General features: G+C 69.4%; 7 protein-coding genes. 2 read left to right on the forward strand and 5 right to left on the reverse strand.

Annotation, left to right across the window (positions count from 1 at the left end):
- Window positions 1-18: 18 nt before the first annotated feature.
- From IEY88_RS10905 to IEY88_RS10925, 5 genes are all read right to left on the reverse strand, one after another.
- Window positions 19-1,542, reverse strand: a complete 1,524-nt coding sequence (locus IEY88_RS10905; RefSeq protein WP_189154466.1) for a cell division protein PerM — start codon at window positions 1,540-1,542, stop codon at window positions 19-21.
- Between the two features lie 118 nt (window positions 1,543-1,660).
- Entirely contained in the window at window positions 1,661-2,377 is a 717-nt protein-coding gene (locus IEY88_RS10910; RefSeq protein ID WP_189154467.1) for a DUF5336 domain-containing protein, read from the reverse strand.
- Window positions 2,378-2,552: 175 nt separating this feature from the next.
- Window positions 2,553-3,440: a succinate--CoA ligase subunit alpha gene (sucD, locus tag IEY88_RS10915; RefSeq protein WP_189154468.1), complete on the reverse strand. Its 888-nt coding sequence runs from the start codon at window positions 3,438-3,440 to the stop codon at window positions 2,553-2,555.
- Window positions 3,441-3,445: 5 nt separating this feature from the next.
- Window positions 3,446-4,612 (reverse strand): ADP-forming succinate--CoA ligase subunit beta, encoded by a 1,167-nt coding sequence (gene sucC, locus IEY88_RS10920; RefSeq protein WP_189154469.1) that lies wholly within the window; start codon window positions 4,610-4,612, stop codon window positions 3,446-3,448.
- Between the two features lie 212 nt (window positions 4,613-4,824).
- Window positions 4,825-6,504, reverse strand: a complete 1,680-nt coding sequence (locus IEY88_RS10925; protein WP_189154470.1) for a hypothetical protein — start codon at window positions 6,502-6,504, stop codon at window positions 4,825-4,827.
- 124 nt (window positions 6,505-6,628) lie between these two features.
- On the opposite strand from IEY88_RS10925, the gene IEY88_RS10930 reads away from it, so the two are divergent.
- Window positions 6,629-7,609, forward strand: coding sequence for an esterase/lipase family protein (locus tag IEY88_RS10930; protein ID WP_229693249.1), 981 nt, complete (start codon window positions 6,629-6,631; stop codon window positions 7,607-7,609).
- A 209-nt stretch (window positions 7,610-7,818) separates the two neighbouring features.
- On the forward strand, window positions 7,819-8,607 hold the full coding sequence (locus IEY88_RS10935) for a M23 family metallopeptidase (protein WP_189154471.1): 789 nt from the start codon (window positions 7,819-7,821) through the stop codon (window positions 8,605-8,607).
- The last annotated feature ends 1,300 nt before the right edge of the window (window positions 8,608-9,907 follow it).

The following is a 9,907-nucleotide window of genomic DNA, read 5'->3' on the forward strand; positions in this document are numbered from 1 at the left end:
CAGGAGCAGCCTATGACGTCACCGTCCCGGCTTGCCGTCCAGGTCCTCCTCGGCCTCCATGCCGAGCATCTCGTCGAACTCCGCGTCGAGGTCCTCTTCTTCCTCGAGGTCCTCCTCGTCCTCGGGTTCGGCGTCGTCTTCCTCTTCGTCCTCAACGTCTTCGAACTCTTCGTCCTCGGACTCGTACTCGTCCTCGTCGTAGTAGTCGTCGTCCTCGAGGTCCTCGTCGACCTCGAACTCGTCGGAGTCCACGACCTCGAGCTGCTCGAACTGCTCGGTGAGCTCGTCGTCCTCGAACACCACGTCCGGGTCCTCGGTGGCGTCCTCGTCGACGTCCGGCTCGGCGAACTCGGCGGCACCCGCCGCCACCGCGACCTTCCCGCGGTCGCCGGCGAGCCAGGCCACCAGCGCGCCCGGCACCAGCACCCACAGCGCCACGGCCAGCGCGAGCAGGCCGGCGGGGATCGTCACGGGGTCGAACGCGCCGCCCGCGAGCCGTCCACCGGCCGTCGCGGCGAGCACGAGACTGCCCACGCCCGCCGTGATCGCGGCCACCAGGACCGCACGGAACCGCGAGGTCGGCCGGTCGGACACCTTGCGGCAGGTCCAGCCGACGACCAGACCGATCACCAGACCGCCGGCCAGCACGGCGGGGCTCCACCCGAACTCGCTCTCCGGCATGGCCGCCAGCAGCGGCACCGGGGGCACCTGGCCGCCGACGAAGTTCAACGGCGTCACCTCGACGCCGCCCATCGAGAACCCGGCGCCCACGACGTACGAGAAGCCCGCGATGATCGCGTTCGGCAGGTAAGCGAGGCACAGCAGGAGCACGCCGAGGCCGACGCCGAACGACGCACCGGCGCCCGCGAAGAGCTCACTGGTGCGTGGCCACGAGGCAGCGAGACCGGCCGCCACCGCCAGCGCGCCAACACTGACCAGCGCGAACAACGCCATGAACCCGGCGCGCAGGCCGTGCAGCGCCACCGGGTCGAGTTTGTCGAACACCACCTCGTACAGGCCGCAACGGCGTGCGACACCGATCGTGGCCGCGAGACCAGAGACCGCCGCACAGCCGAAGAACGCCACGGCCGGTGTGGCACGCACGACCCCGTCGCCCATCACCAGTGCGATCGCGCCGCCGACGATGGCGTGCGACCCGGCGATGCTGAGCACGACCCCGCGGGCCTGCAGCGGTTCGTAGAGGCCGAGGCGGTCGGCGGTGCCCGCGGCGGTGCGGCTGACCAGCAGCATCAGCAACGCGGTCGGCAGCAGCGGCAGCACGCCGAGCTGGCCCGAGTCGAAGCGCAACGGCACGTGGTGTGCCGCCAGCCAGGCGGGCGCGGCGGCGCTGAGCACGCCGGAGGTCGAGAAGTCCGCGTACGTGGCCGTCGCAGAGACCAGCGCGAGGACCGCGGCGACCGCGGCGTATCCGACGACCACCGAGCCGACCGCGGCGGCGACGAGCACCCGCGTGCGTTCGGACCGCGAGAACTCCGGTGGGCGCACGGTGTTGACCTCGCGGGTCACATCGCGTTGCAGCACGGGCACTTCTCCACTGTGTCAGGCCGGCTGGGCCATTCGAGGCAGGCACGCCGGGTCATACGACAGGGGTGGTGCCGGCGAACCGGCACCACCCCTGAGGTCGAACGGTGTGCGGACCCTACTGCTGCGGTCCGCCGAAACCGCCGGGCGGCGTGCCCGGCGAGCCGAACTGGCCCGGCTGCGGCATGAAGCTGGTCTGCTGCGGCGGCTGACCCGGCTGCGCGGGCTGCTGCGGCTGCTGACCGAACTGCTGCTGCTGGCCGAACTGCTGCGGCGCCTGCTGCTGGGGCGCGCCGTGCTGCTGCGGGGCCTGCTGGCCCTGCTGCGGGAACGCACCGGACTGCGGGTTCCAGCCGCCCGGCTGGCCCTGACCGGGGTGGCCCGCGTACGGGTTCGCCGGCTTCGGCTCGAACTTCACGATGCCCTCGGCGAGCAGGAACGCGAGCACGATCGCGGCCGTCTCGAGCAACGCGACGATGAGCAGCACGATGTCGAGGCCCTGCACGGACGCCGACTTGATGACGCCCTGCAGCTGCAGCAGCGTCTGCACGCCCGCCAGGACCGCCGCGACCGGGATGAAGCCCTTCGGGGTGCTCGGGAGCACCGAAAGGCCGGCGAGCAGGCCCGCGGCGAGCAGGTAGACCACGTTGCCGCTGCTGACGTCGTCCGCGAACGCGACGAGGTACGCCACCAGGCCGAGACCCGCCGCGACCAGCGGGAGGATCAGGGCCAGGTTGATGCTGTTGGCGCCGGGGGCCCCGTGGGCCGGCGGCGGTGCCTGGTGCTGTGCCGGACCCGGCGGCTGCTGTTGGGGTGCGCCGTAAGGCACGGACATGTCGAGGTCTCCTCCTCAAACCAGGGTGCGTCGATTGACGCTAGCAGTGCTCTGCCACCCGCCACTAAGACGTCGGACTGATCACGCCGGTTCCGCCGTACGAGCGAGGACCGGACTCCGAAAGTACTCGGAATCCGGTCCTCGCGTTGCTCTACGTGCCCGAAACGTCAGACTTTCAGAGCGCCTTCATGATCTCGCGCATCAGGTCGGCGGTCTCGGACGGCGTCTTGCCGACCTTGACGCCGGCGGCCTCGAGGGCCTCCTTCTTCGCCTGCGCGGTGCCCGCCGAGCCGGAGACGATGGCGCCGGCGTGGCCCATGGTCTTGCCCTCGGGAGCGGTGAAGCCCGCGACGTAGCCGACGACCGGCTTGGTCACGTTCTCCTTGATGTACGCGGCCGCACGCTCTTCGGCGTCGCCACCGATCTCACCGATCATCACGATCGCGACGGTCTCCTCGTCGGCCTCGAAGGCCTCCAGGGCGTCGATGTGCGTGGTGCCGATGATCGGGTCGCCACCGATGCCGATCGCGGTGGAGAAACCGAAGTCCCGCAGCTCGTGCATCATCTGGTAGGTCAGCGTGCCCGACTTCGACACCAGGCCGATCTTGCCGGCGCCCGCGATGTTCGCGGGGATGATGCCGGCGTTCGACTTGCCGGGGCTGATGATGCCGGGGCAGTTCGGGCCGATGATGCGGGTCTTGTGGCCCGTCGCGACGGCGTGCGCCCAGAAGTAGGCGGTGTCGTGCACCGGGATGCCCTCGGTGATGACGACGGCCAGCTCGATCTCGGCGTCGATCGCCTCGACCACGGCGGCCTTCGAGAAGGCCGGCGGGACGAAGATCACGGTCACGTTCGCGCCGGTGGCCTCCATGGCCTCCTTGACGGTGCCGAAGACCGGGAGGACGGTGCCGTCGAAGTCGACCTTCTCGCCCGCCTTGCGCGGGTTCACGCCACCGACGATGTTCGTGCCGGACGCGAGCATGCGCTTGGTGTGCTTGGTGCCTTCGGCACCGGTCATGCCCTGGACGATGACCTTGCTGTTCTCGTTGAGGAAGATAGCCATCTGACTCAGACCCCCGCAGCCGCGAGCTCGGCGGCCTTGGCGGCCGCGTTGTCCATCGTGTCGACAACGGTCACCAGCGGGTGGTTGGCCTCGGCGAGGATCGCGCGGCCCTCCTCCACGTTGTTGCCGTCCAGGCGGACGACGAGCGGCTTGGTGGCCGAGTCGCCGAGGATCTCCAGCGCCTTCACGATGCCGTTGGCGACGGCGTCGCACGCGGTGATGCCACCGAAGACGTTGACGAAGACCGAGCGGACGGCCTCGTCGCCGAGGATGACGTCCAGGCCGTTGGCCATGACCTCGGCGGACGCGCCGCCACCGATGTCGAGGAAGTTCGCGGGCTTCACGCCGTACTGCTCACCGGCGTACGCCACGACGTCCAGAGTGGACATCACGAGACCGGCGCCGTTGCCGATGATGCCGACCTCGCCGTCGAGCTTGACGTAGTTGAGGCCCTTCTCCTTGGCCTTCGCCTCGAGGGGGTTCTCGGCCGCCTTGTCGACCAGCTCGGCGTGGGCCGGGTGGCGGAAGTCGGCGTTCTCGTCGAGCGTCACCTTGCCGTCGAGCGCGACGATCTTGCCCTGCGGGTCGCGGACCAGCGGGTTGACCTCGACCAGCGTGGCGTCCTCGGAGACGAAGGTCTCCCAGAGCTTCACGATGGTGTCGACGACCTGGTCCTTGACCTCGGCCGGGAAGTTCGCGGCGTCGGCGATCTCGGTGGCCTTGGCCACGTCGACACCCTTGATGGCGTCGATGTGGATCTTCGCGAGGGCCTCGGGCTTGGTCGCGGCGACCTCTTCGATGTCCATGCCGCCCTCGACGCTCGCCATGGCGAGGAAGGTGCGGTTGGCGCGGTCGAGGAGGAAGGAGAAGTAGTACTCCTCCGCGATGTCGGAGGCGGGCGTCACCAGAACGCGGTGAACGATGTGCCCCTTGATGTCGAGGCCGAGGATGGCGGTCGCCTTCTCCTCGGTCTCCTCCGGGGTGGAAGCGAGCTTCACACCACCGGCCTTGCCGCGGCCGCCGGTCTTGACCTGGGCCTTGACGACGACGGCCTGGCCGAACTTCGCGGCGATGGCCTTGGCGTCGGCGGGGTTGGTGGCCACATCGCCCGGCAGTACCGGGACGCCGTGGGCGGCGAAGAGGTCCTTCGCCTGGTATTCGTACAGGTCCACTCGGGTCTCCTGCGACGTCGGTGTCGGAACACAACACCGCGCCTGGGTGGTCCTCAAGGGGCCAAGCGAACCCACTTGACGCGGCTGGGCCCAGACACTATCGACCTGCGGGTACCGCTCGCACGTCACCACCGGTGAGGTCGGTCTCAACGGCGGTGAGGTCGATCACGCGTACGCGCGCGACGCGGGGGAAAGCGCGTGCTCGTCACGTTTCAGCGGGTCGAACGAGCACCCATCAGGCCGGCCGCGAGCAGCAGTGCCGCGAGCGACGCGAGCGCGAGCCACGTGCCGGGAGCGGCCACCGCGCCCTCGACCCGGCTGCCCGTGAGCGGCAGTTCGAGGGCCCGGACCCCGAGCAGCAACGCCAGACCCGCGAGCGTCGCGGCACCGCGAGCGGGCCTCGACCTGAACACCAGCACGAGGCTGATGATCAGCAGCGTGAGGCAGACCAGGAGCGCCCAGGAGACCGCGGGGTCGTTGTCCGGGACCACCGTCGGCGCCGTGTACCTGGTCCCGCGCATGGTCGGCAGCACGAACGCGCCCACCGCGAAGAGCCCGGCGAGCAGGATCGCGCCCAGCTCGGCGACCGGCACCTGTTCCTTCCCGACCTCGCCCGCGTTCTCCCGTTCGGTCGCGCCCGCGAGTCCCGTGCAGGCGAGCGCCAGCAGAGCGAGCGGGGCCTCGACGACCATCAGCCAGAAACCGGCACCCGGTTGAGCTACGCCCAGCTGGCTCGCCGCGATCACCACCTGCGTCATGCCCGCCGCGGCGAGCTGCATGGCCAGGAAGCCGCCCACCAGTGCCGGACGCACCACCGGCGCGGCCGACGGCACGAACAAGAGGAGTCCGAGGACGCCGAACGCGAGTCCGGCCGCCCAGAGCAGGTTCACGGACGCCAGGTCGGGTGCCGCGCCTCCGGTGGAGAGGACGAGCTGCGGCAGGAGCGCGCCGACCAGCATCGCGAGGGCCGCGAGCACCGCGAGGACGCCCGCAGCCACGTGCATGCGGCTCAGGGAGGGCAACGCCAGGTCGCGCGTCTCGTCGCGCTTGCCGCTGAGCAGCCGCGCCGTGCGGCCCAGGAGCGGCATGCCGGGCAGGAGGAGAGCGCACACGAGCGCGGCGACCGAGCCACCGGTGATGCCGAGGTCCGGCGCGACGGTGCCGGCCGCCAGAGGGGGCACCACGACGGCGAGGAGGGCCAGCGAGACACCGAACGTTCCGCCCGTACGGGTGTCCGGGTCGGGCGAGCTCGACGCGAGCGCGGTCGCGAGCGGCACGGCCACCGCGATCAGCAGGCCACCGACGAGGCCGAGCACCGGCAGGTCCCACGGCGCCCGGTCGAGCTGGAAGGGGTCCGTCGACACGAACGGCTTGCCCAGCAGGCCGACCGCGGCGATCAGGGAGATGAGCACGGGGAACGCCACCAGGCCCGGGGGCTCCGACTCGTCCGCGGGCAGGCCGGCGCGGCCGGACGCGAGCGCTCCGCCCGCGATCACCAGCAGGTGCCCCACGACCAGCAACCACACGCCTGCCGTGGGCGTGACCGCGAAGAGGGTCGCCGGCCGGAACAGTTCGGGGCGCGGCACGTCCATCGGCTCGAAGGCGATCAGCAGGTCGCTGAGCAGCCGGCCGACCGCGAACACGCCGACCGCGGCGAGCAGCCCCGCCGCGACGAACGGGCGGCCGCGCATCAGCAGCACCCCCGCGACGACCGGCGGCAACAGCGCCAGCAGGGCGAGCAGCGGCCACGACGTGAAGGCGGGTTCCGCGCCGCTGACCACGCCGAGCAGCGGGCCGAGGGCCAGCAGGACGGAGCCTGCCGCGGCGAGGGCCCACGACGTGCGCAGCCTGGCGGCGGCGGGGGTCTGGTTCTCGAGCTCGGTGCGAGTCATCGCGGGCGAACCTAGCAATAGGGGTGTGTGGTCGCGCGTGCCTATCAAGACGAATGTCGTTCGCATGTGGAAAACGTCCGCCGGGTACTGCTAGCCGGTGACTTCATCACTTAACGTCGCTCACATGGGCGACACCGGCCGGTCGTGGATCACGCGTCTGACTGACGCGGCTCTCGACCGTGCGGGCTGGGGAGTCCACACCGCCCGTGACGTCGCGGAGGAAGTGAAGGTCGCGCTGCGGGCGATGGTCACCCCGGGCGGGATGCGCGGGGTCGCGATGGAAGCGGCCTGGCTGACGGCCCACGCGGTGCTCTACCCGTGGGGCGCGATCACCGAGCAGCTGCGGCCGGAAGGCCAGTACCGGCACTACCGCACCGACGGCCTGCCCCCTCGTCAGCGAGGGTTGATGGTTTCCGCGATGGACGCGGCGGGCACCCCGATCGTGTTGGTGCATGGCATCGGGGACAACCGTTCCGCCTTCGCGGTGCTGTCGGGGGCGCTGCGGAGGCGGGGCTTCGGGGTAGTGCACGCCATCAACTACAGCGTGCTGACCGCGCTGACCGGCGACGTCCGCCGCTCGGCCGCACTGCTCGGCGCGCACATCGAGCGGATCTGTGAACAGACCGGATCCGAACAGGTGCACGTCGTCGGCCATTCGCTCGGCGGGCTCATTGCCAGGTACTACGTACAACGGCTGCACGGCGACTCACGCGTTCGCTCACTCGTTACGTTGGGGACGCCCCACAGCGGCACTCTCGCCGCGTACCTGCTGCCGACCCCGCTCACCCGGCAGCTGCGGCCCGGCTCCGAGTTGCTCACGGAGCTCGCCGAGCCCTGCCGTCCGTGCCGCACGCGCTTCGTCGTGGTCTGGTCGGAGATGGACCAGATCATCGTGCCGCAGCGCAACGCCCGGCTGGAGCACTCGTCGTTGGTCGTCGAAGAGCACCAGATACGTGATTCAGGTCACCTTTCTTTGCCGGTTGACACGAGGACCCTTCACGTAGTTGTGACGGCCATCACCCGATCGGATGACTTGTCAACTCACCCCATCGCCGCTGGCGGAGAGGCGTGTCGGCCGTCCGGAATCACCGACGGTCACAGTTGACAGTTGAAACTCGCTGGTCGCCGCCCATTGGAAGGACATAACAAACTGGGGTTTGCCCTCCCAGGCTCCCCGCCGTTACTGTCCCCGGGTCCGTTGTCACGGTCTGATCACAGAAGGACACCGAGTCAGAACCCCGAATCCTGACTCACCGGGAATCCCCCGCCCGGCGGTCCACACGATCAGGCTCCCCGAAGGCGGAAGGGCAAGCTTTGAGTCACCACCGCTCCCCCGGCGGCCATGAACGCAGTGCTGCGCTTGAAGAGGCAGTCGACCGCGCCAACACGCGCACGGTCAGCTCTCACCGGCTCCCCCCGCCACCGTCGGCGCTTCGCGGACGCATCGTCGTCGCCGCCGTCGCAGTAGGCGCGTTCGCTGCGGCAGGCGCAGGCCAGATCGGCCAGGCCGCCGCGGACGACAGCAAGGACGTCCAGCTCGCGAACCACGCCGATGGTGCGGCGACGTTCGACGGCATGGGCGGTGACACCGCCTCCGCCCCGCAGATCCTCGCGGTCTCCAAGACCACGTCAGAGGGCTCCGCCGAGGCCGCCAAGCTCCTGCGCAGCCAGCAGCTCACCACCGAGCGCGAGGTCGCAGAGGCCGAGAAGAAGCGCCCGAAGTTCTTCCGCCCCGCCGCCGGCGAGTTCACCTCCGGCTACGGCGGCCGCTGGGGCACCATGCACCTCGGCATCGACATCGCCGGCCCCATCGGCACCCCGATCGTCTCCGCCGCCGACGGCGTGATCATCGAGGCCGGGCCCGCGTCCGGCTTCGGGCTCTGGGTCCGCGTGCAGCACGCAGACGGGACCATCACCGTGTACGGCCACATGGACACCATCGGTGTGCGTGAAGGCCAGCAGGTCAAGGCCGGGCAGCAGATCGCCCGCATGGGCAACCGCGGGTTCTCGACCGGACCTCACCTGCACTTCGAGGTGTGGAACCCGGACGGGCAGAAGATCAACCCGTTGACGTGGTTGAACGCTCGCGGTGTGACCGTCTGATCTGGGCTCCTGGCGCCGGTTCTGGGCTGTTCTGACCCTGGTTACCCCGGTTCGGGGGTCGTTGAACTAAGGCTCAGTAGCTTTCTGGCGGTTTTTTGGTGCTGATCCACCTCTGGGGGTGGGGGCGGGTGTTCGGGGCGCTTCTCGGGGCCTTTGTGGGCCAGGAGGCTCTAGCGTCGCTCTAGTGGTGGTCTGGTTGGTGCACCAGCCGGTGACGATCAGCCGTTGGCGATCGGCCAGCGAAGATCAGCCGGTGAAGATCAAGGACGAGCGAAGTACGTTGCCGCTACGCGCCAGACTGAGCACATGTGTCTGCGCCAGCGTGGGCCGCATGCCTTGCAGGTCCCGCTCTCCGTTGGTTCGTGGTGGTCGAGCAGGGTGCGCCACGACTCGACCAGGGTGTGGGTCTCTGGGGATTCCAGCTGGCTGAGGGATGCGAACACGCGTTCGTGCAGGGCGCCGGCCAGTACGTGATCCAATGTGAGCTCTCCCGCTGGGGTTGTGGCCTCATGCGGTTGATGATGCTCTGGGGGTCTGACAATTTTTGGGCGCTTGCGGGTTGAGCTGCGCCGATCTTGCTGAGTTGCCGCTGCACACCCCGCCTGCCTGGCGGTGGAGCGGGCTTCAGGCCACAAGAGACGGACCTGAGAAGCCTTCGAAGTCCTGAGAAGACAGTGCGGCCGGACCGCTCTCCCGTTCGGTCCGGCCGCACTTCGCCGCGAAGATAGGCCCCCGCCGTCCCTTCGCTCCCCTTTGTCTGCAGGCTGCTCGTTGTGCCTTGGATCGCCCCGAACGTTCCCCGGCTGTGCTGCTTGCGACACCCACATAGACGCATCTGTTGGCTTGCCGTTGCGCTGGTTTTCGGGGTTTTTGGGGATTTTCTTGGGTGGGTGGGTTGGTGCTGGTCAGGGGGGTGGGGGTGGTCCGGTTTGGGTGGGGGTGGGGTTGTTGGGGTTGGGCCGGATGGTGGGTCGGTGATGTTCCGTAAATCCCCTGTTGGGACCGTCGGCCCGTAGGTGGTGGCCTTGCTTGCTCACGGTCCGGCTGATTCCTGGGGCTCCGCCCCAGACCCCGCCAATCTGATCCAAAGCCGGGGTCCACGCCCCACGCAGGTAGATGGCACGCCTGTTGCTTTCGGCGGCTGCCGGTTGCTTGGTTTGGTTGCGTTGGTGGGGTGGCTTCGTCACGAGCCGAGCCAAGAGCGGGCCACATGCCTGAAGGGGTGTCAACTCGACGAAAAGCGTGTCGAGTTGACACCCCTTCAGGCATGCAGCAAGAGCTATGGCACGACTCGTGACGA

Source organism: Lentzea pudingi (assembly GCF_014646255.1).
Taxonomy (GTDB): Bacteria; Actinomycetota; Actinomycetes; order Mycobacteriales; family Pseudonocardiaceae; genus Lentzea; species Lentzea pudingi.